Below are 24,986 nucleotides of genomic sequence, written 5' to 3'. Positions count from 1 at the left end.
CTTGTGGGACACGCCGAAATATTTGCCAACAGGAGAGTGTCACCCTATGCACGGGTGACGGGCGGTCGTGGGGTTTACACAGGTGTGGCATGGCGTTGCGCTATGCCACAGGGTTCACGCGCCAAAACGTGGCGAAGGCTCTAGGCCGTGAGCTAAAAGCGAGCAGGACTAAGATTACGTCCGTAGCAGCACGGCTTGCCGGCGGGGGCGGCCGCAAGATCGCCCCCGCCGGCAAGCCGTGCTGCTACAGGTGCTCAAGCGCAGACAGGGCGCTCAACACTCCACCGCGCTGACCGCCAACCCGCCGCGCGACGTTTCTTTGTATTTGTCGTGCATGTCGGCCCCGGTGTCGCGCATGGTGCGGATCACCCGGTCCAGGGAGATGAAGTGCTCGCCGTCGCCACGCAGGGCCATCTGGGCGGCGTTGATAGCTTTCACAGCCGCAATTGCGTTGCGCTCGATGCAGGGCACCTGCACCAGCCCCGCGACCGGGTCGCAGGTCAGGCCCAGGTTGTGTTCCAGGCCAATCTCGGCGGCGTTGCACAATTGCGCAGGCGTGGCGCCGAGAATGTCAGCCAGTCCGGCCGCAGCCATGGCACAGGCCGAACCGACTTCACCCTGGCAGCCCACTTCGGCGCCGGAAATCGAGGCGTTCTTCTTGCACAGGATGCCGATGGCTGCCGCGCCAAGGAAGAAGTCCACCACGTTGGCTTCGCTGACTTCATCACTGAACTTGACGAAATAATGCAGCACCGCCGGGATGATCCCCGCCGCGCCATTGGTCGGTGCAGTGACCATGCGCCCGCCGGCGGCGTTCTCTTCGTTGACCGCCAGAGCGAACAGGTTGACCCATTCCATGGCGTTGAGCGTCGAGCCGATGACATTCGGCTTGCCCAGTTCCTGAAGGCTGCGATGCAGACGCGCCGCGCGGCGTCGAACGTTCAAGCCGCCTGGCAGCGTGCCTTCATGTTTCAGGCCGTGGTCCACGCAGTCCTGCATCGCACGCCACAGGCGCATCAGGCCTGCGCGAATTTCCTCTTCGCTGCGCCACACCTTCTCGTTGGCCAGCATCAGTTCCGACACCCGCAAGCCGTGTTGCTTGCACAACCGCAGCAGTTCGTCGGCGCTGGAGAAGTCATAAGGCAGCACGGTGGTGTCGGCATCCAGCACGCCGCTGGCGGCCTGGGCTTCATCGACGACGAAACCGCCGCCGACCGAGTAATAGGTGTCGCGATGAATCTCGCCTTCGGTGGAGAAGGCAATCAGGCGCATGGCATTGGGGTGATACGGCAGGTTTTCGTCGAGCAGCAGCATGTCGCGCTGCCACATGAACGTCACGCGGTGATCGCCGCTGAGTTTCAGGGTGTCGGTTTCACGCAGCTCGGCGATGCGCTGGTCGATCTGGGTCGGGTCGATTGCGTCCGGCCACTCACCCATCAGGCCCATGACGACAGCCTTGTCGCTGCCGTGCCCGACGCCGGTGGCCGACAGCGAGCCATACAGCCGCACTTCGACACGATTGACCTGCGCCAGCAGGTCGCGCTCACGCAGGGTCTGCACGAACAGTGCTGCGGCACGCATGGGGCCGACGGTGTGTGAGCTGGAAGGTCCGATACCGATTTTGAACAGGTCGAAAACGCTGATAGCCATTAACCGCAAGCCTCCGAAAACAGGGGGTTTCCGGCGCGCCAGGCGGCCGGCGACGGAGCTGCTACGCTTCTAGCTGCGGTCCGTCGAGATAGGGGCATCATCAGCCTTTTATCGCGAGGGGCGGCGTCTACAACCGACTCAATCATGCCCACAAACGCCGCGCCCCGACGCTGGCGCACAGGAGCACGTCCCCCACAAAACCTGTCACTGTTTTCGACACTTTTTGCCGTAAAGCCACTCGAAAACCATCCGGCGAACGGGGAAAAAAGCTGGAAGCGACGTCACACACACTGGATGCGACTCCCTCTGTACTGGTTACGACGCACCCTGTAGGCGTTTGGTTTTCGCTGTTCCATGATCGTTAGCGACTCGATCGCCAACGCAGTGATAGAGCTGTTTTCCCTTTTGACTCGCCGACACCAAGAAAGCGCATCAGCCAAAAAGGTTGATGACGAGAAGAAAACACCTGAGGAGTCCCAACCATGAAAGGTTCACAAAAGCTGTTGCTGGGCGTCGCGTTGAGTCTGCCGATGCTGGCACAGGCCGCAGAGCCGGCAGCATGCAAGATGGTCAATTTCTCGGATGTCGGCTGGACCGACATCACCGCAACGACCGCCGTGACCAGCGCCGTGCTCCAGTCGCTGGGCTACAAGACCAAGACCACGATGATTTCCGTGCCCGTGACCTACAAGTCGCTGGCCGATGGCAAGAACATGGACGTGTTCCTCGGCAACTGGATGCCGACGATGGAAAACGACATCAAGGCCTATCGCGATGCCGGTACCGTCGAGACCATCCGTCCCAACCTCGAAAACGCCAAGTACACCCTCGCCGTTCCCGAAGACCTCTACAACAAGGGTCTGAAAGACTTCGCTGACATCGCCAAATTCAAGGACGAGCTCAAAGGCCAGATCTACGGCATCGAGCCCGGCAACGACGGCAACCGCACCATTCAAAGCGTGATCGACAAGAACCAGTTCGGCCTCAAGGATGCAGGCTTCAAGGTCGTCGAATCCAGTGAAGCCGGGATGCTGGCGCAGGTCGACCGCGCCATCAAGCGCAATCAGGCCATCGTGTTCCTGGGCTGGGAACCGCACCCGATGAACACCCGCTTCAAGATCAAATACCTGACCGGCGGCGACGACTCCTTCGGCCCCAACTTCGGCCAGGCCACGGTCTACACCAACGTACGCAAAGGCTACGCCACAGAGTGCCCGAACGTTGGCCAACTGCTCAAGAATCTGTCCTTCACCTTGCCAATGGAAAGCTCTCTGATGGGCAACATCCTCGACGACAAAATGAAACCTGAAGCCGCCGCCAAGGCTTGGCTGAAGAAGAACCCGCAAATCCTCGACACCTGGCTGGCGGGTGTCACCACAGTGGACGGTAAACCTGGCCTGGAAGCCGCTAAAGCCGAGCTGACTAAGTAAACAGACACCCAGGCGGGTTCGCGCCCGCCTGCTGTCCTCTTTTCATCCCGCACGCGGACAATCGATATCATGCTGACTGATCATAAAATCCCCTTAGGCCAGTACATCGCCGGCTTTGTCGAATGGCTGACCCAACACGGCGCCAGCACCTTCGACGCCATCGCTTCGTCACTGGAAGCCATGATCCACGGGCTGACCGCAGGTCTGACCTGGTTCAATCCTTTCGTCCTGATCGGCCTGATTGCTCTGCTTGCTCATTTCATTCAGCGCAAATGGGGCCTGACTGCCTTCGTCGTGGCCTCCTTCCTGTTGATCCTGAACCTGGGTTACTGGCAGGAAACCATGGAAACCCTCGCCCAGGTGTTGTTCGCCACCCTGGTGTGCGTGGTCATCGGCGTGCCGCTGGGCATCGTCGCGGCGCACAAGCCGTGGTTCTACACCGCGATCCGCCCGGTCCTTGACCTGATGCAGACCGTCCCGACTTTCGTTTACCTGATTCCGACCCTGACCCTCTTCGGGCTGGGCGTGGTGCCAGGCCTGATCTCGACTGTGGTGTTCGCGATTGCCGCGCCCATCCGCCTCACGTACCTGGGCATCTGCGATGTCCCGCAAGAACTGCTCGACGCCGGCAAGGCCTTCGGCTGCTCCCGTCGTCAACTGCTGTCCCGTATCGAACTGCCCCACGCCATGCCAAGCATCGCGGCCGGTATCACCCAGTGCATCATGCTGTCGTTGTCGATGGTGGTGATCGCAGCACTGGTTGGCGCCGACGGTCTGGGTAAACCCGTGGTCAACGCACTGAACACTGCTGATATCGCTCTGGGCTTCGAAGCGGGCCTGGCGATCGTATTGCTGGCGATCATGCTCGACCGTATCTGCAAACAACCCGACGCTAAAGTGAGGGCTGACGCATGAGCATCATCAAATTCGACCAGGTAGACGTTGTCTTCTCCAAAGACCCGCGTGAGGCACTCAAGCTGTTGGATCAAGGCCTTGCGCGGCCAGAAATCCTGAAGAAAACCGGCCAGATCGTTGGCGTGGAAAAAGCCAGCCTGGAAATCAACAAGGGTGAAATCTGCGTACTGATGGGCTTGTCCGGCTCGGGCAAATCCAGCCTTCTGCGCTGCATCAACGGCCTGAACACCGTTAGCCGCGGATCGCTGTTCGTCGAGCACGAAGGCAAGCAGATCAACATCGCCAATTGCACACCGGCAGAGCTGAAAATGATGCGCACCAAGCGTATCGCCATGGTGTTCCAGAAGTTCGCGCTGATGCCCTGGCTGACCGTTCGCGAGAACATCAGCTTCGGCCTTGAAATGCAGGGTCGCCCGGAGAAGGAACGTCGCCAGCTGGTGGACGAGAAACTCGAACTGGTGGGCCTGACCCAATGGCGCAACAAGAAGCCCGACGAGCTGTCCGGCGGCATGCAGCAGCGTGTGGGCCTGGCCCGTGCGCTGGCGATGGACGCCGACATCCTGCTGATGGACGAACCCTTCTCGGCACTCGACCCGCTGATTCGCCAGGGCCTGCAGGATGAACTGCTGGCACTGCAGAAGAAACTCAGCAAGACCATCGTGTTCGTGAGTCACGACCTGGACGAAGCCCTCAAGCTCGGTACCCGGATCGCGATCATGAAGGACGGCCGGATCATCCAGTACAGTGTGCCGGAAGAAATCGTGCTCAACCCGGCGGACGAATACGTGCGTACCTTCGTGGCCCACACCAACCCGCTGAACGTGCTGTGCGGTCGCAGCCTGATGCGCCCGATCAACGATTGCACCCGCATCAACGGCTCCCAGGTGTGCCTGGACCCGGGCAACGATTCGTGGATCGATCTGGCCGACGGCAACACCATCAAAGGCCTGCATCAGCACGGCGCACCCGTTGACCTGCAAAGCTGGGAACCGGGCCAGGCGGTGGAAAACCTGGGTCGCAAACCGACGGTCGTGCACTCGAACATCGGCATGCGCGAAGCCCTGCAGATCCGTTACCACACCGGCAACAAGCTGGTGCTGCAAGAGAACAACCAGCTGGTCGGCATTCTTGGCGACAGCGAGCTGTATCACGCGCTGTTGGGCAAGAACCACGGTTGATCGCAACACAGGCTTCAACGCAATACCTGTAAGAGCGCGCTTGCCCGCGACGGCGTCAGACCTTCAATACGAAGGTGTCTGACACAACGCATTCGCGGGCAAGCGCGCTCCTACAGGTGACCGTTTTCAACCTTTAAATCGGTGGTGTTAGCAGCTTTTCCGCACGCCCATGATTTTTTGTTGATTGAACGTTCAATTAAAAAGCACTAGACTGAAGGCCGTTTTTCAGTCGTTCACGATCACCCGGCGAGCCAAGGAGACTCACAGATGCCCAAGGTCGGTATGCAACCCATTCGTCGTCAACAGCTGATCCAGGCCACCCTCACGGCGGTCGATCAGGTCGGGATGGGGGACGCGAGCATCGCGCTGATCGCCAAGCTGGCGGGAGTCTCCAACGGCATCATCAGTCACTACTTTCAGGACAAGAACGGCCTGATCGCAGCGACCATGCGCCATCTGATGAATGCACTGATCGTCAATGTCGCCGAACGCCGTCAGGCGTTGGGCGATGACAGCCCCAGGGCGCACCTGATGGTCATCATCGAGGGCAACTTCGATGCAAGCCAGGTCAACGGCCCGGCAATGAAAACCTGGCTGGCCTTCTGGGCCACCAGCATGCACTCGCCGTCGCTGCATCGTTTACAGCGCATCAACGATCACCGCCTGTACTCGAACCTGTGCTGCCAGTTCCGCCGCGTACTGCCGCTGGATCAGGCACGCACCGCAGCCCGCGGCCTGGCCGCGCTGATCGACGGTTTGTGGCTGCGCGGCGCGCTGTCAGGCGACGGCTTCGACACCCAACAGGCGCAACAGATCGCCTACGAATACATGGACATGCAACTGGCAAAAGCGGCGCGCTGCTCCTGATACAGACGGCAGGCCGCCGAACATCGATCCCGACAGCGCCCGGCGCCCGGGATCAACGCCCATTACAGACAACTGCGAGGACTCTATGGCCCGTTTCGAATTGCAAAAACTCTACATTGACGGTGGTTACGTCGACGCCAGCAGCGACGCAACCTTTGAAGCCATCAACCCGGCCACCGGCGAAGTCCTCGCCAAGGTTCAGCGCGCCAGCAAGGCAGACGTCGAACGCGCCGTGGAGAGTGCGGAAAAAGGCCAGAAAATCTGGGCCGCCATGACCGCCATGGAACGCTCCCGCGTCCTGCGTCGCGCCGTCGACATCCTGCGTGAGCGCAACGATGAACTGGCCGAACTGGAAACCCTGGACACCGGCAAGGCGATTTCCGAAACCAAATACGTGGACATCGTCACCGGTGCCGACGTGCTCGAATACTACGCAGGCCTGGTGCCGGCCATCGAAGGCGAGCAGATTCCGCTGCGCAGCTCCTCCTTCGTCTACACCCGCCGCGAGCCGCTGGGCGTAACCGTGGGCATCGGTGCCTGGAACTACCCGATCCAGATCGCCCTGTGGAAATCCGCCCCGGCACTGGCCGCAGGCAACGCGATGATCTTCAAGCCAAGCGAAGTCACTTCGCTGACGACCCTGAAACTCGCTGAAATCTACACCCAGGCCGGCCTGCCGGACGGCGTGTTCAACGTGCTGACCGGCAGCGGCCGCGAAGTCGGCACCTGGCTGACCGAGCACCCGCGCATCGAGAAAGTCTCGTTCACCGGCGGCACCGACACCGGCAAGAAAGTCATGGCCAGCGCTTCGAGCTCGTCGCTCAAGGAAGTGACCATGGAACTGGGCGGCAAGTCGCCGCTGATCATCTTCGACGATGCCGATCTGGATCGCGCCGCCGACATCGCCATGATGGCCAACTTCTACAGCTCCGGTCAGGTCTGCACCAACGGCACCCGGGTGTTCGTGCCGAGCGCACTGAAGGCCGCGTTCGAAGCGAAAATTGTCGAGCGCACCAAGCGCATCCGCGTCGGCAACCCGCAGGATGACAACACCAACTTCGGCCCGCTGGTGAGCTTCGCCCACATGGAAAGCGTGCTGGGCTACATCGCCAAGGGCAAGGAAGAAGGCGCGCGCCTGCTGATCGGCGGTGATCGTCTGACCGAAGGCGAATTCGCCAACGGCGCGTTCGTGGCACCGACCGTGTTCACTGATTGCACCGATGAGATGACCATCGTCAAAGAGGAAATCTTCGGCCCGGTGATGAGCATCCTCAGCTACGACACCGAAGAAGAAGTGATCCGCCGCGCCAACGACACCGAGTTCGGCCTGGCAGCAGGCCTGGTCACCCGCGACATCAACCGCGCGCACCGGGTCATTCATCAACTGGAAGCCGGTATCTGCTGGATCAACGCCTGGGGCGAGTCCGACGCCAAGATGCCGGTCGGTGGCTACAAGCAGTCGGGCGTCGGCCGCGAAAACGGCATCAGCTCGCTGGCGCAGTACACGCGGATCAAATCGGTACAGGTCGAGCTGGGCGATTACGCCTCGGTGTTCTAACCCGCCCCACTCTCCCTTGTAGGAGCGCGCTTGCCCGCGACGACGTCAGCACCTTCAACATGGAGGTGACTGACATGACGCGGTCGCGGGCAAGCGCGCTCCTACAGTCGCCACCCCTTTTCTGAACGGAGGATCTCATGCCTCAGGAATTCGACTACATCATCATCGGCGCCGGCTCGGCCGGTAACACCCTGGCAGCCCGTCTCACCGAAGACGCGGGCGTCACCGTGCTGTTGCTCGAAGCCGGCGGTCCGGATTACCGCGCTGACTTCCGCACGCAAATGCCCGCCGCACTGGCCTTCCCGCTGCAGGGGCGTCGCTACAACTGGGCTTACGAAACCGAGCCCGAGCCGCACATGAACAACCGCCGCATGGAATGTGGCCGGGGCAAGGGCCTGGGCGGCTCGTCGCTGATCAACGGCATGTGCTACATCCGCGGCAACGCCATGGACTACGACGGCTGGGCGAAACACCCAGGGCTTGAAGACTGGTCCTACCTGGATTGCCTGCCGTATTTCCGCAAGGCCGAAACCCGCGACATCGGCGCCAACGACTACCACGGCGGCGAAGGCCCGGTCAGCGTGACCACGCCCAAGGCGGGCAACAATCCGCTGTTTCACGCGATGGTCGAAGCCGGCGTACAGGCCGGTTACCCACGCACGGACGATCTCAACGGCTACCAGCAGGAAGGCTTCGGCCCGATGGACCGCACCGTCACCCCAGCGGGCCGTCGCGCCAGCACCGCCCGCGGCTATCTGGATGAAGCCAAGCAGCGTGACACGCTGACCATCGTCACCCACGCCCTGACCGACCGCATTCTGTTCGACAACAAGCGCGCGGTCGGCGTGGCTTATCTGGTGGGCGACAGTGACACCCGCATCGAGGCCCGTGCCCGCAAGGAAGTGCTGCTGTGCAGCGGCGCCATCGCCTCGCCGCAGATCCTGCAACGCTCTGGCGTCGGCCCTGCCGATCTCCTGAAGAAGATGGACATCCCGCTGGTACACGACCTCCCAGGCGTAGGTGAAAACCTGCAAGACCACCTGGAGATGTATCTGCAATACGCCTGCAAGGAGCCGGTGTCGCTGTATCCGTCGCTGCTGTGGTGGAACCAGCCGGCCATCGGCGCCAAGTGGATGTTCCTGGGCAAGGGCATCGGCGCAAGCAACCAGTTCGAGGCCGGTGGGTTCATTCGTTCCCGCGAGGAGTTCGAATGGCCGAACATTCAGTATCACTTCCTGCCGGTGGCGATTAACTACAACGGCAGCAATGGCGTGAAAGAACACGGTTTCCAGGCCCACGTCGGTTCCATGCGCTCGCCGAGCCGTGGTCGCGTGCAGCTCAAGTCGAAGAACCCGCGCGAGTACCCGAGCATCCTCTTCAACTACATGGCCACCGAGCAGGACTGGCAGGAGTTTCGCGACGGCATTCGCCTGACCCGCGAAATCATGGCCCAGCCCGCGCTGGACCAGTACCGTGGCCGCGAGATCAGCCCGGGCCTGGACGTGCAGACCGACGAGCAGCTCGACGCCTTCGTGCGCGAACACGCCGAGACCGCCTTCCACCCTTCGTGCTCGTGCAAGATGGGCACCGATGAGATGGCAGTGGTCGATGGTCAGGGCCGGGTTCACGGGTTGCAGAACCTGCGGGTGGTCGATGCGTCGATCATGCCGATCATCACCACCGGCAACCTCAACGCACCGACGATCATGATGGCCGAGAAAATCGCCGACAAGATCCGTGGCCGCCAACCACTGCCGCGCAGCACGGCGAAGTACTTCGTGGCAGGCGATGCACCAGCGCGTGGCAAGCCGATGCGTGAGGTTGGCGAGAACGATCGCTGATCCCGCAAACACCTCCGCCCGTAGGAGCGCGCTTGCCCGCGATGGCGTCGTGTCAGGCACCGTCTTGATGTCTGACCCACCGCCGTCGCGGGCAAGCGCGCTCCTACAGAGTGATGATCGTTCCCGCGCTGCGCGTCACCCCACGATGCGTTACCAAGGGCCGCGCTAGTCGGTGTATCCGCGCTATGATTCTGCCCATTGCCCGTCCGAATTCAGCCAGGAGCCTTCGCGCATGTTCGATTTCTCCGCTCAGCTCAAGCAGCAGTTCGCTGCGTTGAAGAGCAGCGCACAGTTCTTCTCCCTGCGTTACGTCAAACAGACCAGCCAGCACCTCTCGGTGCGCAAGAACGTCGCCGAACCGCCGCAACTTAGCAGCGATGAAGGCGCGATGCTGACGGCGCGGGTCAATGGGGTCGAAGCCTACGCCGCCACCAACGACATCTCCCAGCGCGGCCTGCAAGCGGCCCTTGAACGCGCCGAAACCCTCGCGCGCATGCTGGCGCCCCACGCACTGCTCGACCTGAGCGAGCAGCCGGTGGCAACCGCTCGCGCCGATTACCTGTCACCTAACCTGGACAGCCCCTTCGCCTCCCTGGGCGACTGCTATGCCCTGCTCGGCAGCGAGTCGGCGGCGGTGCCCAAGGACGAGCGGCTGGTGAACTGGCAAGTCAGCCTGGGGCTGGAAAACGTCGAGCAGATCTACCTCAACAGCGCCGGTGCCGAACTGCGTCAGGCCCAGCGCTTCGTGTTCCCGGGATTGAGCGTGACCGCCTACGACGGCCAGGACAGCCAGACCCGCAGCCTGGGCCGGGAAAACTTCGGCCAGCAAGGTGGCGCGGAAGTCATCACCTCCTGCGGGATCATTGGCGCGGCGGCCAACGTGGCCGATCAGGCGCTGCAACTGCTGATGGCGCCCAACACGCCGACCGGTGCCCGCGACCTGCTGCTGACCCCGGACCAGATGATCCTGCAGATCCACGAATCCATCGGCCACCCGCTGGAACTGGACCGCATCCTGGGCGACGAGCGTAACTACGCGGGCACCAGTTTCGTGAAGGCCAGCGACTTCGGCAGCCTGCAATACGGCTCGAACCTGCTCAACGTGACCTTCGACCCGGACATCCCCGAACAACTGGCCAGTTACGCTTTCGACGACGACGGCACCCAGGCCAGCAAGCAGTTCCTGATCAGGGACGGCGTACTCGAACGTCCGCTGGGCGGTGCGCTGTCGCAGTACCGCAGCGGCATGGACGGCGTCGCTAACAGCCGCGCCTGCAGCTGGAACCGCGCGCCGATCGACCGCATGGCCAACCTCAACATCGAACCGGGTCACCGGTCGATGGAGCAACTGATTGGCGGCATCGAACACGGCATTCTGATGAGCACCAACCGTTCCTGGTCGATTGACGATGCCCGCAACAAATTCCAGTTCGGCTGCGAGTGGGGCCAGTTGATCGAAAATGGCGAACTCAAGGGCGTGGTGAAAAACCCGAACTACCGCGCCATCTCGGCGCAGTTCTGGCGCAACCTGAGCGCCGTAGGCGATGCCAGCACCTTCAAGGTGCTTGGCACGCCGAACTGCGGCAAGGGCGAGCCCAACCAGGTGGTCCGCGTGGGGCACGCCTCGCCTGCGTGCGTGTTTTCCCGTGTCGACGTTTTCGGAGGTGACGCCTGATGTCCCATCAAGATCAGTTCCACCGCCTGGTTGACTGGCTGCGCAGCGCGGTCAGCGCCACGCAACGCTTCACCCTCAGCTACAACGCCGAGGCATCGGACTTCATCCGCTTCAACCACGCAAAGGTGCGGCAGGCCGGGCAGGTTCAGCAGGCCAGTGTCTATTTCAAGCTGATCGAAGACGGCCGCCACGCCGACCTGAACCTGACACTGTCGGGCGACAGCGAAGTGGATCGCCAACGCCTGAGCGATGCCCTCAAGCAACTGCGCGAAACCCTGCCGCTGCTGCCAGCCGATCCCTGGCTGCTGCTCAACGACGACGCCTGGCAAAGCAGCAACGTGCAGGACCTGCCGCTGCCTGACAGCGCCCATGTGGTCGAGCAGATTGCGCAACTGGGCGAAGGCCTGGATCTGGTGGGCATCTACGCCGCCGGGCCGATCTATCGCGGCTTCGCTAGTTCGAGCGGTGCGCTGGGCTGGCATCAGGCGAACAGCTTCAACTTCGACTGGAGCCTGTTCCACGAAAACGGCCAGGCGGTGAAAGCCAACTACGCCGGCCACCAGTGGGATGACGGCGCGTTCAGCAGCCGCTTCGCCCTGGCCCGCGAGCAACTGACCTTTCTCGGTCAGCCAGCCCGCACCCTGGCACCCGGCCAATACCGCGCCTACCTGGCCCCGGCTGCACTGGAAGAAGTCACCGGCATGCTGTGCTGGGGCGGTTTCTCCGCGCAGTCGCTGGCCGACAAGACCAGCCCCTTGCAGCGCCTGTACGACGGTCAGGCCGCGCTCAGCCCGCTGGTGAGCATCGATGAACAGGTCAGCGGCTCGCTGTCGCCTGCGTTCTCCGGCGAGGGCTACCCGCGCTCGGACCTTGCGCTGGTAGCCGAAGGCGCAGCCCGTGATCGCCTGGTGGACTCGCGCAGCGCCGCCGAATACGGCCTGGCCGCCAACGGCGCCGGCTGGGGAGAATCGCCCAGCGCACTGAGCATGAGCGGTGGCTCGCTGGCACTGGACGACGTGCTCAAGGAGTTGGGCACGGGGCTGTACATCAGCAACCTGTGGTACCTGAACTTCTCCGACCGCACCGCCGGGCGCATGACCGGCATGACCCGCTTCGCGACGTTCTGGGTCGAAGACGGCAAGATCAAGGCGCCGGTCAGCACCATGCGTTTCGACGACAGCGTCTACAGCCTGCTGGGCAGCGCACTGGAACAATTGACCACGCAGAGGGAACTCATCCTGTCGACGAGTACCTACAGTCAACGTCAGACAGCCTCGAACCTGCTGCCGGGGGCGCTGGTCAGCAAGCTGACGCTGACGTTGTAGAACCCGTAGGAGCGCGATTGCCCGCGACCGCGCTGTGTCATGCGACATTGCGTTATCTGACACACCGCCATCGCGGGCAAGCGCGCTCCTACAAGGCTGCGTTCGCCAAATATAATCACAAGGACCCAGGACTCACATGCCGACCTCGACGCCGCAACTGGACGCCCGCACCCTGCGCTGGATGCCCTGGGTGATCGCCATCGCGTTTTTCATGCAAAGCCTGGACGGCACCATCCTCAATACCGCGCTGCCGTCCATGGCCCGTTCGCTGTCCGAAGACCCGCTGCGCATGCAGTCAGTCATCATCGCCTACATGCTGACCATCGCCCTGCTGATCCCGGCCTCGGGCTGGATCTCCGACCGTTTCGGGATCAAGCGGATTTTCTTCAGCGCCATCCTCTTGTTCAGCTTCGGCTCGCTGCTTTGCGCGGCGGCCAATTCCCTCGGCATGCTGGTCGCGGCGCGAGTGGTCCAGGGCCTGGGCGGCGCATTGATGATGCCGGTCGGCAGGCTGATCGTGCTGCGCGCCTACCCGCGAACCGAGCTGGTGCGTATCCTCAGTTTCATCACCATGCCTGCCCTGCTCGGCCCGCTGATGGGCCCCACCGTGGGCGGCTGGCTGGTGGAAATCCTCAGTTGGCACTGGATCTTCCTGATCAACATCCCGGTCGGCATCCTCGGCTGCTTTGCCGTGCGCAAGTTCATCCCGGACCTGCAGGGCGGCGGCCGTACGCCGTTCGATCTGGTCGGCTTCACGCTGTTCGGCGCGTCGATGGTGCTCATCACTATCGCCCTCGAAGGCCTGGGCGAACTGCACCTGCCACATTTGCGCGTGGTGATGCTGCTGTTCGGCGGCATGGCGTGCCTGGCGGCCTACTGGCTGCGCGCAGGGCACGTGGAGTCGCCGCTGTTTTCCGCTTCGCTGTTTCGTACCCGCAGTTTCGCGGTGGGCATCATGGGCAACCTGTTCGCCCGCCTGGGCAGCGGCGCGTTGCCGTTTCTGGTGCCGCTGATGCTGCAGGTGGCGCTGGGGTATTCGCCGTCCCATGCCGGGATGAGCATGATCCCGCTGGCATTGGCGGCCATGTTCGCCAAACCGCTGGCGACCCGGGCCATCGAACGCCTGGGCTATCGCATCGTGCTCACCGGCAACACCCTGCTGCTGGGCGCGCTGCTGGCCAGCATGGCGCTGATCGATGCCGACACGCCTTACTGGGTGCTGCTGATACACCTGGCGTTCCTCGGCGGGGTCAACTCACTGCAGTTCTCGGCCATGAACGCCGTGACTCTGATCGACCTGGACGATGCCAGCGCCGCCAGCGGCAACAGCCTGCTGTCGGTGGTTGCGCAGTTGTCCCTGAGCCTGGGCGTCGCCTGCGCGGCGGCGTTGCTGGGCGGCTTTACCGATGACGTCGCCACCGGCGAAGTCAGCAGCGTGCTCGGTGCGTTCCAGATGACCTTCCTTTGCGTGGGCGTGCTGGCGATGCTGGCCGCGTCGATCTTCCTGCAACTGTCACCGCGCATGCCCCCGGAAAACCCGCCACGCAAGCCCCAGACCGAGCCCGAGATCGAAGCGTAATGCTGTTGCTTTTGTAGGAGCGCGCTTGCCCGCGACGGCGGTATGTCAGACATGCCCACGGTGCCTGACATACCGCCGTCGCGGGCAAGCGCGCTCCTACGGGAGTATCGCCGGAACTGTCAGTCCAACCATTTATCGCCCGCGGCCCCAAGACAGGGGCTGCGACCTGATACACTGCGCGACATTTTGTTTTGCAGGCCACCCTTGTGACTAACACCGCGTTCAACTCATTGCCCCTTTCCGCCGCCATGCTGGCTAACCTGGAGTCCCTTGGTTATGCCCAGATGACGCCGATTCAGGCGCAGAGCCTGCCGGTGATGCTCAAGGGCATGGACCTCATCGCCCAGGCCAAGACCGGCTCGGGCAAGACCGCAGCCTTTGGTGTCGGCCTGCTCAATCCGATCAACCCGCGCTACTTCGGCTGCCAGGCCCTGGTGCTGTGCCCGACCCGCGAGCTGGCGGATCAGGTCGCCAAGGAAATCCGCCGTCTGGCCCGTTCCGAAGACAACATCAAGGTGCTGACCCTGTGCGGCGGCGTGCCGTTCGGCCCGCAGATCGGCTCGCTGGAGCATGGCGCGCACATCATCGTCGGCACGCCGGGGCGCATCCAGCAGCATTTGCGCAAAGGCTCGCTGGTGCTCGACGGCCTCAACACCCTGGTGCTGGACGAAGCCGACCGCATGCTCGACATGGGCTTCTACGACGCCATCGAAGACATCATCCAGCAGACCCCAGAGCGCCGTCAGACCCTGCTGTTCTCGGCAACGTACCCGGTGGGCATCAAGCAACTGGCGTCCAAGTTCATGCGTGACCCGCAGACCGTGAAGGTCGAAGCGCTGCACGCCGACAGCCAGATCGAGCAGATCTTCTACGAAATCTCTCCGGAGCAGCGCCTGGAAGCGGTGGTCAAGGTCCTCGACCACTTCCGTCCGCAGTCCTGCGTGGCGTTCTGCTTCACCAAGCAGCAGGTGCAGGAAGTGGTCGATCACCTGACCGCCAAGGGCATGTCGGCTGTCGGCCTGCACGGTGATCTGGAGCAGCGTGACCGCGACCAGGTGCTGGCGATGTTCGCCAACCGCAGTACTTCGGTGCTGGTCGCCACTGACGTTGCCGCCCGAGGTCTGGACATCGACGCGCTGGACATGGTGATCAACGTCGAGCTGGCCCGGGACTCGGAAATCCACATCCACCGCGTCGGCCGTACCGGTCGCGCAGGCGAAACCGGGATTGCCGTCAGCCTCGTCGCACCCGGCGAAAGCCAACGCGCCCGCGCCATCGAAGAACTGCAGAAAGCCTCGCTGAACTGGCAGCAGATCGACGACCTCAAGCGCAAGGAAGGCGGCAAGCTGCTCCCGCCGATGACCACCCTGTGCATCGGTTCGGGCCGCAAGGACAAACTGCGTCCGGGCGACATCCTCGGCGCGCTGACCGGCGAAGCGGGCATCCCCGGCACCCAGGTCGGCAAGATCGCGATCTTCGACTTCCAGGCCTACGTGGCCGTGGAGCGCAGCATCGCCAAACAGGCGCTGGAGCGTCTGAACAACGGCAAGATCAAGGGCAAGTCGTTGCGGGTGCGGATTCTCTAAGCACGCCGCCCTTCCCTTGTAGGAGCGCGCTTGCCCGCGACGACGTAGTGCCAGACGCCCTCGATGTGTCTGACCTGCCCCGTCGCGGGCAAGCGCGCTCCTACACGTCCAGCCTCAATACCCTTCATACCCCGAGGACACCGCTTTGCCCGTTACTGACGTTGTGATCATCGGCGCCGGCGCCGCCGGTTTGATGTGCGCCTTCACCGCCGCCAATCGTGGCCGCAAGGTGATGCTGATCGATCACGCCAACAAGCCGGGCAAGAAAATCCTCATGTCCGGTGGCGGTCGCTGCAACTTCACCAACATGTACACCGAGCCTGCAAACTTCCTCTCGCAGAACCCGCACTTCTGCAAATCGGCACTGGCCCGCTACACCCAGTGGGATTTCATCGAACTGGTGGCCAAGCACGGCGTGCCGTACCACGAGAAGAAACTCGGCCAGCTGTTCTGCGACAACAAGTCCAGCGACATCCTCGGCCTGCTGCTCAGCGAGTGCGATGACGCAGGCGTCGCGCTGCACATGGACACCTCGGTGCAGACCATCGAGAAGACCGACGCCGGCTACCTGTTGCAAACCACCCTGGGCGACATCAGTTGCCAGTCGCTGGTGATCGCCACTGGCGGGCTGTCGATTCCGACGCTGGGCGCCACAGGATTCGGCTATCAGGTTGGCAAGCAGTTCGGTCACACCCTGCTGCCCACCCGAGCAGGGCTTGTGCCGTTCACCATTACCGACCAGTTGAAAGAGCTGTGCACCGAGCTGACCGGCACTTCGGTGGACTGCCTGGTGAGCTGCAACGAGATCAGCTTCCGCGAGAACATCCTGTTCACCCACCGCGGCCTGAGCGGCCCGGCGATCCTGCAGATTTCCTCGTTCTGGAATCCCGGTGACGCAGTTGAAATCAACCTGATGCCCGACCACGATGCCCACGCCTGGCTGACCGAACAACAGGCCCAGCGCCCCAACAGCGAACTGAAAACCCTGCTCGGCGAGATCTTCACCAAGAAGATGGCCAACCTGATTGCCGAGCAATGGTTCGTGTCCAAGCCAATGAAGCAGTACACCCACGCGGAACTGGCCGACATCGCCGAAAAACTGGCGAGCTGGCAGGTGGTTCCGGCCGGTACCGAAGGCTATCGCACCGCCGAAGTGACGCTGGGCGGCATCGATACCCGTGAAGTGTCATCCAAGACCATGGAATCGCTGAAATCGCCGGGGCTGTATTTCATTGGCGAAGTGCTGGACGTCAGCGGGCACCTGGGCGGCTTCAACTTCCAGTGGGCCTGGGCCTCGGCGTACGCGGCGGCGCAGTACGTCTGATTCAGCGGCGAAACTCTGTAGGAGCGCGCTTGCCCGCGACTGCGGTGTGCCTGTGACAGATGGGTTGGCTGACACGCCGCCGTCGCGGGCAAGCGCGCTCCTACGATTTCGGTGCGCAGAGGATCGCGGCACGGAATAAATTTTGCTAAGCAGATGTACAGCGCTCATCAGGCGCTGTACATATCTCTGTGCAGATTGACTAGCGAACAGGCCGTCGGCGTACATGGCATCGAAATCGTGGCGTAACACCTTCCGCCGCCTCTGGGCGCTGGACAAGTTTTCCTACAGCGTGCGGGTATTCATCGCACTCACCGGCAGCATGGCCCTGTGCTGGTACCAGAACGAAATGTCGCTGGTCATCCCGCTGTTCCTGGGGATTATCGCCAGCGCCCTGGCCGAGACCGACGACAGTTGGCAGGGCCGTCTCAACGCGCTGGCCGTGACCCTGGTGTGCTTCAGTATCGCCGCGCTGTCGGTCGAGCTGCTGTTCCCCTACCCCGTCATCTTCATTTGCGCCTTCGCCCTCGCGGCATTCTGCCTGACCATGCTCGGCGCCCTGGGCGAACGCTACGGCGCCATCGCCTACGCCACTCTGATTCTCTCGGTCTACACCATGATCGGCGTGGACCAGCGCGGCGGCGAGGTGACCGATTTCTGGCACGAACCCATGCTGCTGGTGGCGGGCGCGGCCTGGTATGGCCTGCTCTCGGTGCTGTGGCAGATGCTGTTTTCCAACCAGCCGGTGCAACAGGCGCTCGCCCGGCTGTTCCGCGAACTGGGCTTGTATCTCAAGCTCAAGTCCGAGCTGTTCGAACCCATCCGCACGCTGGACGTCGAGGCCCGGCGCCTGGAGCTGGCCAAGCAGAACGGCAAGGTGGTCGCCGCGCTCAACGTGACCAAGGAAATCATCCTCAACCGGGTCGGCAGCGGTCGCCCCGGGTCCAAGGTCAGCCGCTACCTGAAGCTGTACTTCCTGGCCCAGGACATTCACGAGCGCGCCAGCTCGTCGCACTACCCCTACAACTCGCTGGCCGAGGCGTTTTTCCACAGCGACGTGCTGTTCCGCTGCCAGCGTCTGCTGCGCCAGCAGGGCAATGCCTGCCGTGATCTGTCTGTGTCGATCCAGCTGCGTCAGCCCTTCGTCTACGACGACAGCTTCGCGCACGCGCTGGATGATTTGCGTGCGTCCCTGGAGCACCTGCGCATTCAGAGCAACCCGGCCTGGCGCGGCCTGCTGCGTTCGTTGCGGGCGCTGGCCAACAATCTCGCCACCCTTGACCGCCTGCTCAGCGACGCCAGCAACCCCGACGCCCTGGCCGATGCCACCGACAGCAGCCTGCTGGACCGCTCGCCGCGCAACCTCAAGGATGTCTGGACCCGCCTGCGGCTGCAGCTCACGCCGACGTCCCTGTTGTTCCGTCACGCCTTGCGCCTGCCTCTGGCCCTGGTGGTCGGCTACATCATGCTGCACCTGATCCATCCCTCCCAAGGCTACTGGATCATCCTGACCACGGTATTCGTCTGCCAGCCCAGCTACGGCGCCACTCGGCGCAAGCTGGGGCAGCGGATCATCGGTACGGCCATCGGCCTGACGGCGGGCTGGATTCTGTTCGACCTGGTCACCTCACCGATTCTGCAATCGATGTGCGCGGTGCTGGCCGGGGTGGTGTTCTTCGTCAACCGCACCACGCGCTACACCCTGTCCACGGCGGCGATCACGGTGATGATCCTGTTCTGCTTCAACCAGGTGGGCAACAGTTACGGCCTGTTCCTGCCACGCCTGATGGACACCCTGCTGGGCAGCCTGATCGCAGGCCTCGCGGTGTTCCTGTTCCTGCCGGACTGGCAAGGCCGGCGCCTGAACAAGGTGCTGGCCAACACGCTCACCTGCAACAGCATTTACCTGCGTCAGATCATGCAGCAGTACGCCCGCGGCAAGAGCGACGACCTCGCCTATCGCCTGGCCCGGCGCAACGCCCACAACGCGGACGCCGCCCTGTCGACCACCTTGGCCAACATGCTGATGGAGCCCGGGCATTTCCGCAAAGAGGCCGATGTCGGCTTTCGCTTCCTGGTGCTTTCCCACACGCTGCTCAGCTACCTGTCAGGCCTGGGCGCGCATCGGGGCACCGAGCTTCCGGACGAGGTGCGCGAGCAGTTGATCGAAGGCGCCGGGGCGCAGTTGGCGTCGAGCATCGACGAAATCGCCCAGAGCCTGGCCAGCCGTGAAGCGGTGGCCGTACAAAGTGACGCCGAAGAGGCGCTGGCGGTGGATCTGGAGCAGATGCCCGAGGAGATCGACGAAGGTCAGCGCCTTGTGCAGACCCAGCTTGCGCTGATCTGCCGCCAGCTCGGGCCGCTGCGCACCCTCGCTGCACACCTGATCAAAGACCCGGTCAAAGAACCGCAGATTACAGACCGTGCAGCTTGAGCAGCTTGTCGTAGCTGCCGTCGGCCTTCATCGCGGCGATGGCCTTGTCGAAGTCGGCCACGATCTTGTCGTGGCCAGGGGTTTTCAGGCTGACGAGGATGAACAGCCCGTTTTCGCTGAGTGAGCGTGGCAGGAATTCGACGTTGTCACGGACTTCGGCGGGCTCGCGCCCCAGCGCCACCTTGGCCGCGTATTCGTCCTCGACGGTCAATTCGACCCTGCCCGCCGCCAGCATCCGAACTGCCGTCGAGAAGCTCGCCACCGGCACTTTCTTCAGATTGGTGTCGTTATCGAACGCAGGCGAGTAAGCATAGCTGCGCACCACCGCGATGGAGTACGGGTGCAGTTGGGTGAGGTTCTGATAATCGACGGTCGATTCCTTGCGCTTGAGAAAACGCAGGCGGTTGACGAGGTACTCCTGTGAAAACTCACCGATCTGCTCGCGATCTTCGCTGTACCAGGCGTTGATCAGCACGTCATAGCGGCCCTCGCCCACCCCATGAATCGCCCGCGCCCACGGCACCTGTTCATACTCGGTGGTGTAGCCGGCGCGGCCCAGTGCGGTGCGAATCAGGTCGGTGGAGAGGCCGTCGTTAAGCAGCGACACATCGGCGTAAGGCGCCCATGCATCACCCACCAGGCGGAGTGTCTGCGCCGCCGCGCCATGGGCGATCAGCAGCATTCCCAGCAGCACCACGGCTCGCACCAAACGCGACATGCTCAGAATCCTTCAGGCAACGGATGGCAACTGGCCTTCATTGAAGACCTGTTCGGTCGATTTCACAACTCACAAGAACATGAACTTTGTGCGGCAGTTCAAGAATTACAACTCCCCTGCTCCTGTAGCCCGCGACCGCGGTATTTCATGCAACATTGCGCTGTCTGGTCCACTGCAATCGCGGGCAAGCGCGCTCCTACGGCTGTTCAAGGCAGACTGTGGATTTGGGGTTGGCGCATTAAGCGTTTAGTATCCGGCATGGACTTTTTTTCGTGAGCCGGCTTCATGTCTATCAACTGGATTTGCAAACACCACACCGCCCTGACCAAAGAGCAGTTGTACGCCATTTTGCAGCTGCGCGCGCAGGTGTTCGTGGTGGAACAGAAATGTTGGTACCAGGACGTCGACGGCCAGGACCTGGTGGGCGATACCCGCCACCTGATGGCCTGGCAAGGCGATGAACTGGTCGCGTACCTGCGCCTGCTCGACCCGATCCAGCAGGACGGTGACGTGACCATTGGCCGGGTGGTGACTGCCCCTTCCATGCGCAACAAGGGCATGGGCCATGAACTGATGGTGCAGGCGCTGGAACATGCCGAACGCAACTGGCCCGACCAGCCGATCTACCTGTCGGCGCAGGCCCACCTGCAAGGCTATTACAGCCGTTACGGCTTCAACCCCGCAGGCGAGGTGTACGTCGAGGACGGCATCCCGCACATCGGCATGCGCCGCGACCTGGACTGAGTCAGGGATACCCCAGCACCGCCTTGATCCGCGAGAGGTTCGCGTCGATCCACTGCCGGTCGATGGCGCCCCAGTCGCGGATCCGGTAGCTGCCGGCATGATTGCGCCCGCCGTCCTGTTGCTCGAATTCACAGACGATATCCAGATCCGCCAGCGCCGCGATGGTGTCCTGGGCGGTGCGCCGCGGCATGCCGGTGACGTCGGTCAGGGCCGGCACGCTGCTGGCGATTTCGCTGTCGATCAGATACGCCACGTACAGGCGCCGGTAGAAGCTGCTCTTGGTCTTGCTGACATCCATCGTCAGGTCCTTGTGGATGAAGAGTGCATTGTCGTTATACAGCCCCTGTAGGAGTGAGCTTGCTCGCGATTACGGTTTACCAGACGCTGCACTATCGACTGACACACCGCAATCGCGAGCAAGCTCACTCCTACAGGTCAGCGGCGGATTCTAATTCTGCATATCCCGCCACGTCAGGTACACCCGCAGGTCGAACTCCAGCTGGTGATACCCGGGCTGCATGTACTCACACAATTTGTAGAACGCCTTGTTGTGCTCGCTCTCTTTGAAGTGCGCAAGCTCGTGCACCACGATCATCTTCAGAAACTCCGGTGCCGCATCCTTGAACAGGGACGCCACGCGGATTTCTTTCTTGGCCTTGAGCTTGCCGCCCTGCACCCGCGACACGGTGGTGTGCAGCCCCAGCGCGCGGTGCGTGAGGTCCAGGCGGTTGTCGAACAGCACCTTGTCGATGGTCGGCGCATTGCGCAGGTGTTCCTGCTTGAGGGCCAGGGCGTAGGCGTACAGCGCCTTGTCGCTCTGTACGTCATGCCGCCCGGGATAGCGCTGTTGCAGGTAGGCGCCCAGCTTGTCCTGGGCGATCAACTGGCGAACCTGATCCTGCAGCGACGCCGGATAGGCCTGCAGGTACTTGAGTGGCGTGACGGCGGTAACGGTCATGGTGAGGTCAGGAAACGGAAAAGGCGCCAGTCTAGCGCTTCAATCATGGCCAAGCAGCGGATCTTTGCCCGGCAGCACGGTCGGCTCGACGAAACGCAGCGCGTCGTCCGGCGTCTGCGGGTGCGCCAGCAAAAAGCCCTGGATGATCTGGCAACCGTTTGCGACCAGCCACTGATACTGCTCCAGCGTTTCGACACCCTCGGCTATCACTTCGATATTGAGCAAGCGGCACATGTCGATAATGCTGCGCGCCACCGCCAGGTCCCTTGGCGAACTCATCATGCCACCGATGAAATGCCGGTCGAGCTTGAGCGTATCAAGATCCAGGTTGCGCAAGTGCGCCAGGGAGCTGTCCCCCGCGCCGAAGTCATCCAGCGAGACCCGCACGCCAATGTCATGCAGTTGCTGGAGCTGTTTGCGGCTGTGCACCAGGTTATGCACCAGCGACGGCTCGGTGATCTCGACCTCCAGTTGCCGAGGCTTCAGGCCGTGCAGGTGAATGGCCCGTGAAAGCTCCGCCGCCAGGTTGGGCATGCTGAACTGCGCAGGACTTACGCTGACACTCATGACCAGATCATCGGGGAACACGTCCTGCCAGCGTTTGCGCTGCGCGGCCCCCTGCTCGAAAATCCAGCTGCCGAGCTTGTTGATCAGACGTGTCTCTTCCAGCAGCGGAATGAACAGGCTCGACGGCACGTCGCCGGCGTCCGGGTGATTCCAGCGCAACAGCGCCTCGAAGCCGCGAGTGCAGCCGGTGACCACGTTGATCTGTGGCTGATAGACGATGGAAAAATCCTTGCCCTCGATGGCCGTGCGCACACTTTCTTCGAGCATCAGGCGCGAACGTGCGCGACCGTTCATGTATTGGTCATAGAAGCGATATTGCTGGCGCCCCGCCCGTTTGGCCTCGTACATGGCGATGTCGGCTGCGCGCAACAGGCCATCCAGGTTGGTGCCGCAATCGGGATACACCGCAATACCGATACTGGCGCCAAGAGTCGCCTCGATTCCGTCGACGTGACGCCGGGCCGAGACGCGCTCGATGAGTTTCTCCGCGACCTTGGCCGCGTGCTCGGGGAAGTCCAGGCCGTCGATGACCACCACGAACTCGTCGCCACCCATGCGCGCCAATACGTCGTAGGGGCGCAGACATTCCTTGAGCTGCTCAGCGACCCAGACCAGCACCTGATCGCCGGCGTCGTGCCCCAGCGAATCATTGACGTGCTTGAAGCCGTCCAGATCCAGATAGAGCACCACCAGGTATTTTCCGGCGTGCTCGTTGCGCGACAGCATGCCTTCGACAGTCTGGTAGAAACCACGGCGATTGAGCAGCCCGGTCAGCGAATCGGTCACGGCCTGATGTTCGAGCTGGCGGTACAGGTCGCGCACCACCGACATGTCGAGCACGCTCAACACCATGGCTTTCTGTTCTTCGGGCAACGGCGCGCAGGACAGCGCAACCGGCACCTGGCGGCCTTCCGGCGTGCGCAGGATCGCGTCGTGCACGCGATAAGTGTCGGCGCGGCGATAGTGGTGATAGAACCCCGAGTCCATCCATTCGCTGACGTAGGGTTCTTGCAGGTAGCCGCACAGCGAGGTGCCGCGCAGCTCGCCGTCGGTCATGCCCAGCAGCCGGCAGATCGCGGGGTTGGCAAAACTGATGTTGCCATCTTCGCCGACCACCAGAATGCCCTCGGCCACATTGGCCAGCACCGAGGCGTTGAACGCCCGCGCCGACTCAAGCTCACGGCTGAGTTTCTGCAGGGCGCGGCGATTCTGCTGATGCTCCAGCAGCGCCTGAACCTTGGGCTTGAGGACGTTGGGGTCGAACGGTTTGAACAGGTAGTCCACCGCGCCGCTGGCGTAGCCCTTGTGCACGGCATCGCGAGACTGCTCGTTGGCGGTCAGGAAGATGATCGGGGTCAGCCGGGTTCGCTGGCTGCCGCGCATCAGCCGCGCGACTTCGAAGCCGTCCATCTCGGGCATCTGTACGTCGAGCAGGACGATGTCGACATCGACATCCAGAAGCAGCCCCAGGGCTTCCATACCCGAACTGGCCGTGACGATTTCCCAGTCCTGTCGTTGCAGGACCGCACGCATCGTGACCAGGTTTTCAGGGTAGTCATCGACTACCAACAGGACTGATTTGCCATTAGGTGGCTGTGGTTGCACGCATTCCATGCTGCTACTCATTTCACGTTACTGCCTGGTGAAAGGGCTCCGCCCGTGAATCGGATCGCCTTTACTCTAGCCCCGAATGCGGAAAAGAGAAGCAGCGCCACCGTTATGCCATCTCTAAATAATACACAAGCCGACTAACGGTATCTCCTCTAACAGCCCCACCCAAACGGATAGAGCGAGGAAATAGCGGCCTTTTGACTGTATCCGTTCGACGGAATCACATTAACAAAGCAGGCCCCCATACGTATAAGGAGCACCCCTGAAACCCTTGCGCCAGACACGTTTACTGGCAATGAGACATATCGGACAGCATACACAATGATTGATCTGGGATCGTGGAATCTGAGCATTCCAGTGGGCTCGCCCCCCGCTACCATCGAAACGAAGAAGCTCGTCCAGGGATACGACGACAAATATTTCAAATCCGGCTCGTCGAACGTCACTTTCTGGGCTCCGGTCACCGGCGCCAAGACTGCCAACGCCATCTACCCGCGTACGGAACTTCGCGAAACCTTCTCTGACGGCACCCTGCGCAACTGGTCCTACACCGACGCCGACAATTTCCTCAATGCCAAGCTCAAGGTGCTGCAGGTGCCCTCCTCGGGGCGCGTGGTGATCGGCCAGATTCACGTCTACGAAAGCACCCAGCCACTGCTGAAGATCGAATACCAGTACCGCGACGCCACCAAGGACGGCGCCATTGTGGCCAAGGTGCGATTTCATCCCACCGACAAGAAAGCGCGGATTTTTACCGTGGCCGAGGGCATCCCCCTCAATGAAACCTTCAATTACGAAATCCACCTGAACAAGGCCGGCTTGTTGACCGTCAAGGCAGGGAACATGGCCTGGTACGACCGCATCAGCGCGACCTGGAGCAAAGAACAGCTGTATTTCAAAGCCGGCGTGTACACCCAGGACAACACCGGGTATACCAGCGAAGGCGGAAAGACGATGTTTTTCAACCTGGATATCGACCACCGCAAGACCTGAAAACACCTCATGCCCCGTAGGAGCGCGCTTGCCCGC

19 protein-coding genes are annotated in these 24,986 nt (G+C 62.2%); 14 read left to right on the top strand and 5 right to left on the bottom strand.

What is annotated here, in order from left to right; translation table 11 throughout:
* Positions 1–273: 273 nt before the first annotated feature.
* The gene (locus tag ACIPO9_RS05230; protein WP_400605683.1) at positions 274–1,650 is read right to left on the bottom strand and encodes an L-serine ammonia-lyase; all 1,377 of its coding nucleotides are present in this window, start codon (positions 1,648–1,650) and stop codon (positions 274–276) included.
* Positions 1,651–2,132: 482 nt separating this feature from the next.
* Here ACIPO9_RS05230 and ACIPO9_RS05225 point away from each other — a divergent pair, with 482 nt between their 5' ends.
* The 12 genes from ACIPO9_RS05225 (at position 2,133) to yccS (ending at position 19,359) form a co-directional block, all read left to right on the top strand.
* On the top strand, positions 2,133–3,080 hold the full coding sequence (locus ACIPO9_RS05225; protein WP_400779178.1) for a choline ABC transporter substrate-binding protein: 948 nt from the start codon (positions 2,133–2,135) through the stop codon (positions 3,078–3,080).
* 66 nt (positions 3,081–3,146) lie between these two features.
* Entirely contained in the window at positions 3,147–3,995 is an 849-nt protein-coding gene (gene choW, locus ACIPO9_RS05220; protein ID WP_274131817.1) for a choline ABC transporter permease subunit, read from the top strand.
* Positions 3,992–5,173, top strand: coding sequence for a choline ABC transporter ATP-binding protein (choV, locus tag ACIPO9_RS05215; RefSeq protein WP_274131753.1), 1,182 nt, complete (start codon positions 3,992–3,994; stop codon positions 5,171–5,173). Before choW ends, choV begins: the two co-directional genes overlap by 4 nt.
* Positions 5,174–5,440: 267 nt before the next feature.
* A complete protein-coding gene (gene betI / locus ACIPO9_RS05210; RefSeq protein WP_274131754.1) occupies positions 5,441–6,040 on the top strand; it encodes a transcriptional regulator BetI in 600 nt (199 codons plus the stop codon).
* Positions 6,041–6,125: 85 nt separating this feature from the next.
* Positions 6,126–7,598, top strand: coding sequence for a betaine-aldehyde dehydrogenase (betB, locus tag ACIPO9_RS05205; protein ID WP_400779176.1), 1,473 nt, complete (start codon positions 6,126–6,128; stop codon positions 7,596–7,598).
* Between the two features lie 137 nt (positions 7,599–7,735).
* The gene (gene betA / locus ACIPO9_RS05200; protein WP_400779174.1) at positions 7,736–9,439 is read left to right on the top strand and encodes a choline dehydrogenase; all 1,704 of its coding nucleotides are present in this window, start codon (positions 7,736–7,738) and stop codon (positions 9,437–9,439) included.
* Positions 9,440–9,671: 232 nt separating this feature from the next.
* Entirely contained in the window at positions 9,672–11,114 is a 1,443-nt protein-coding gene (locus tag ACIPO9_RS05195; RefSeq protein WP_400779172.1) for a TldD/PmbA family protein, read from the top strand.
* Positions 11,114–12,439, top strand: coding sequence for a TldD/PmbA family protein (locus tag ACIPO9_RS05190; protein WP_400779170.1), 1,326 nt, complete (start codon positions 11,114–11,116; stop codon positions 12,437–12,439). Before ACIPO9_RS05195 ends, ACIPO9_RS05190 begins: the two co-directional genes overlap by 1 nt.
* A gap of 136 nt (positions 12,440–12,575) precedes the next feature.
* Positions 12,576–14,018, top strand: a complete 1,443-nt coding sequence (gene mdtD / locus ACIPO9_RS05185) for a multidrug transporter subunit MdtD (RefSeq protein WP_400779168.1) — start codon at positions 12,576–12,578, stop codon at positions 14,016–14,018.
* A 206-nt stretch (positions 14,019–14,224) separates the two neighbouring features.
* Complete coding sequence (dbpA, locus tag ACIPO9_RS05180; RefSeq protein WP_274131761.1) at positions 14,225–15,604, top strand: ATP-dependent RNA helicase DbpA; 1,380 nt, start codon at positions 14,225–14,227, stop codon at positions 15,602–15,604.
* Positions 15,605–15,749: 145 nt separating this feature from the next.
* Entirely contained in the window at positions 15,750–16,928 is a 1,179-nt protein-coding gene (locus ACIPO9_RS05175) for an NAD(P)/FAD-dependent oxidoreductase (protein WP_400779167.1), read from the top strand.
* Positions 16,929–17,151: 223 nt separating this feature from the next.
* Positions 17,152–19,359: a YccS family putative transporter gene (gene yccS, locus ACIPO9_RS05170; protein WP_400779165.1), complete on the top strand. Its 2,208-nt coding sequence runs from the start codon at positions 17,152–17,154 to the stop codon at positions 19,357–19,359.
* Here the strand turns inward: yccS and ACIPO9_RS05165 are convergent.
* Positions 19,340–20,077 carry an ABC transporter substrate-binding protein gene (locus tag ACIPO9_RS05165; protein ID WP_274131767.1) on the bottom strand — a complete coding sequence of 246 codons (738 nt, stop codon included), beginning with the start codon at positions 20,075–20,077 and terminating at the stop codon, positions 19,340–19,342. The two genes, yccS and ACIPO9_RS05165, sit on opposite strands and share 20 nt — an antisense overlap.
* Before the next feature lie 285 nt (positions 20,078–20,362).
* On the opposite strand from ACIPO9_RS05165, the gene ACIPO9_RS05160 reads away from it, so the two are divergent.
* Positions 20,363–20,821 carry a GNAT family N-acetyltransferase gene (locus tag ACIPO9_RS05160; RefSeq protein WP_400605706.1) on the top strand — a complete coding sequence of 153 codons (459 nt, stop codon included), beginning with the start codon at positions 20,363–20,365 and terminating at the stop codon, positions 20,819–20,821.
* 1 nt (position 20,822) lies between these two features.
* Here the strand turns inward: ACIPO9_RS05160 and ACIPO9_RS05155 are convergent, their stop codons facing one another.
* The 3 genes from ACIPO9_RS05155 to ACIPO9_RS05145 form a co-directional block, all read right to left on the bottom strand.
* Complete coding sequence (locus ACIPO9_RS05155; RefSeq protein WP_400779163.1) at positions 20,823–21,119, bottom strand: helix-turn-helix domain-containing protein; 297 nt, start codon at positions 21,117–21,119, stop codon at positions 20,823–20,825.
* Positions 21,120–21,269: 150 nt separating this feature from the next.
* The gene (locus ACIPO9_RS05150) at positions 21,270–21,779 is read right to left on the bottom strand and encodes a YgjP-like metallopeptidase domain-containing protein (protein ID WP_274131771.1); all 510 of its coding nucleotides are present in this window, start codon (positions 21,777–21,779) and stop codon (positions 21,270–21,272) included.
* A gap of 39 nt (positions 21,780–21,818) precedes the next feature.
* Entirely contained in the window at positions 21,819–23,960 is a 2,142-nt protein-coding gene (locus tag ACIPO9_RS05145) for a putative bifunctional diguanylate cyclase/phosphodiesterase (RefSeq protein WP_400779161.1), read from the bottom strand.
* Positions 23,961–24,278: 318 nt separating this feature from the next.
* Between ACIPO9_RS05145 and ACIPO9_RS05140 the strand changes: the two genes are divergently transcribed.
* The gene (locus ACIPO9_RS05140; RefSeq protein ID WP_400779159.1) at positions 24,279–24,950 is read left to right on the top strand and encodes a polysaccharide lyase family 7 protein; all 672 of its coding nucleotides are present in this window, start codon (positions 24,279–24,281) and stop codon (positions 24,948–24,950) included.
* Positions 24,951–24,986 lie beyond the last annotated feature (36 nt).

It is taken from the genome of Pseudomonas sp. NPDC090203 (assembly GCF_044746765.1).
Lineage (GTDB): Bacteria > Pseudomonadota > Gammaproteobacteria > Pseudomonadales > Pseudomonadaceae > Aquipseudomonas > Aquipseudomonas putida_AD.
This window is presented reverse-complemented; position numbering and strand designations above follow the sequence as displayed.

What these genes read in the sequence shown, in the direction of transcription:
- ACIPO9_RS05230 (WP_400605683.1), bottom strand. Translation starts at nt 1,650, where the DNA reads ATGGCTATCAGCGTTTTCGACCTGTTCAAAATCGGTATCGGACCTTCC.
- ACIPO9_RS05225 (WP_400779178.1), top strand. Translation starts at nt 2,133, where the DNA reads ATGAAAGGTTCACAAAAGCTGTTGCTGGGCGTCGCGTTGAGTCTGCCG.
- choV (WP_274131753.1), top strand. Translation starts at nt 3,992, where the DNA reads ATGAGCATCATCAAATTCGACCAGGTAGACGTTGTCTTCTCCAAAGAC.
- betI (WP_274131754.1), top strand. Translation starts at nt 5,441, where the DNA reads ATGCCCAAGGTCGGTATGCAACCCATTCGTCGTCAACAGCTGATCCAG.
- betB (WP_400779176.1), top strand. Translation starts at nt 6,126, where the DNA reads ATGGCCCGTTTCGAATTGCAAAAACTCTACATTGACGGTGGTTACGTC.
- betA (WP_400779174.1), top strand. Translation starts at nt 7,736, where the DNA reads ATGCCTCAGGAATTCGACTACATCATCATCGGCGCCGGCTCGGCCGGT.
- ACIPO9_RS05195 (WP_400779172.1), top strand. Translation starts at nt 9,672, where the DNA reads ATGTTCGATTTCTCCGCTCAGCTCAAGCAGCAGTTCGCTGCGTTGAAG.
- ACIPO9_RS05190 (WP_400779170.1), top strand. Translation starts at nt 11,114, where the DNA reads ATGTCCCATCAAGATCAGTTCCACCGCCTGGTTGACTGGCTGCGCAGC.
- mdtD (WP_400779168.1), top strand. Translation starts at nt 12,576, where the DNA reads ATGCCGACCTCGACGCCGCAACTGGACGCCCGCACCCTGCGCTGGATG.
- yccS (WP_400779165.1), top strand. Translation starts at nt 17,152, where the DNA reads ATGGCATCGAAATCGTGGCGTAACACCTTCCGCCGCCTCTGGGCGCTG.
- ACIPO9_RS05165 (WP_274131767.1), bottom strand. Translation starts at nt 20,077, where the DNA reads ATGTCGCGTTTGGTGCGAGCCGTGGTGCTGCTGGGAATGCTGCTGATC.
- ACIPO9_RS05160 (WP_400605706.1), top strand. Translation starts at nt 20,363, where the DNA reads ATGTCTATCAACTGGATTTGCAAACACCACACCGCCCTGACCAAAGAG.
- ACIPO9_RS05155 (WP_400779163.1), bottom strand. Translation starts at nt 21,119, where the DNA reads ATGGATGTCAGCAAGACCAAGAGCAGCTTCTACCGGCGCCTGTACGTG.
- ACIPO9_RS05150 (WP_274131771.1), bottom strand. Translation starts at nt 21,779, where the DNA reads ATGACCGTTACCGCCGTCACGCCACTCAAGTACCTGCAGGCCTATCCG.
- ACIPO9_RS05145 (WP_400779161.1), bottom strand. Translation starts at nt 23,960, where the DNA reads ATGGAATGCGTGCAACCACAGCCACCTAATGGCAAATCAGTCCTGTTG.
- ACIPO9_RS05140 (WP_400779159.1), top strand. Translation starts at nt 24,279, where the DNA reads ATGATTGATCTGGGATCGTGGAATCTGAGCATTCCAGTGGGCTCGCCC.